The organism is Deferribacterota bacterium, assembly GCA_034189185.1.
In the GTDB taxonomy this organism is placed as follows: Bacteria; Chrysiogenota; Deferribacteres; order Deferribacterales; family UBA228; genus UBA228.
On record JAXHVM010000302.1, the window covers coordinates 1 to 1,547 of the forward strand.

General features: G+C 33.5%; 1 protein-coding gene. It reads right to left on the bottom strand.

The window, feature by feature from the left end; genetic code table 11:
* On the bottom strand, window positions 1-1,512 hold a 1,512-nt coding region (locus SVN78_11100; GenBank protein ID MDY6822152.1), incomplete at its 3' end, for a Na+/H+ antiporter NhaC family protein.
* Between the last annotated feature and the right edge of the window lie 35 nt (window positions 1,513-1,547).

Below are 1,547 nucleotides of genomic sequence, written 5' to 3' on the forward strand. Positions count from 1 at the left end.
ACCCATTGACGATAATATTGTTGTATCTGATATAGGTGAGCAGTGATCCCCAAAGATTGCACCCGTTAATACAGCACTAATATTAATTATAAGGTATTCATGGGATGGATTTAAACTAAACGCCAAAGGTACACACAAAGGCATTAATATGCCCATTGTGCCATAGGATGTACCTGTTGCAAAGGAGGTGACAGCACCCAGTAAAAAAATAGTAGCCGGCAAAATTATTATGGGAAATCGATTGCTCAACAGTCCAACTAAATACTCGGCAGTCTTTAATTCCTTCATAACTGCAGACAATGACCAAGCAAGCAGTAGTATAACTGCTGTTAAATTTAGAGATTTAACACCTGTTAACCATGTATTTATTGCCTCAGTTACAGCAAACTGTCTCTTTATAATTGTCATAACAGCTGAAAAAATACTAGCCAATAATGCAGCCTGAAATAGAACAATTGATGCATCTGATTTGCCAAAAGCTATCCAAATAGATGTAAAATCAAGGGGAGCCTCCTTAAGTAATCTTATATATTCTTGGTTCTCACCTGACATTATTCTGAAATAACCATCTAGATAAAAACCTAGAAACGAAGCTATAATTAAAACAAATAGTGGTATTAAGGCGTCCCAATAACTTACCTTTATACCATTCTTCAATGAAATCTTTAATGCTTCATCAGTAATCATTGGCTTTGCACTGTCAGATAAAACCTTACCCTTCTCTCTAGCCCTACTTTCAGCTTTAAGCATTGGCCCAAAATCTCTCATAAGCAAAGCTGTTAAAGGGACAAAAATTAAAATTAATATATTATAAAACCTGTAGGGAATAGTCTCTACAAAAACAACATAGGGATTTAGATCAATGGAGAGATACTTAAAGGCATCTCTAATCAAACCAATCTCATAGGCAACCCATGTTGAGATTAATGCAATGCCAGCAATAGGAGCTGCTGTTGAATCTATAATAAAGGCAAGTTTTTCCCTTGATACTCTCATCTTATCTGTAAGTGGCCTCATAATTGGACCAGTAATCAAAGAATTTGCATAATCATCAAAAAAGATAAAAAAACCTAAAAGCCAGGTTATAAGTTGTGTCCCCATTGGCGTTTTTGCTCTCTTAGCTAACTTATTAGCAATTGCATTCATACCGCCTACTTTATTTAATAGAGCAATTAAGCCCCCAATAGTTAGGCATTGCAATATTATCCCCGCATTCCAAGGATCGGCTAGAGAATGCAATATATAATTAACAACCTTAACATAAGCAACTACAAAAGCAGCCAATAGATTGTTACCATCAATTGATATAATTAAACCACCTATGTATATAGCTATTAATAGTGATACTATTACATTCCTACTAATAAAAGCTAACAATATTGCTATTAATGGGGGTACTACTGACCATATTCCATAAGATGATGCAGGGCCATATGAATTACTCGAATAGCTAGAAGTTGCTATTAATGATATAAATATTATTAAAAAAATTATTAACTTTCTTTTTATCATTTTAAATATTAAATTTTATTTGTTTAATTTTATTT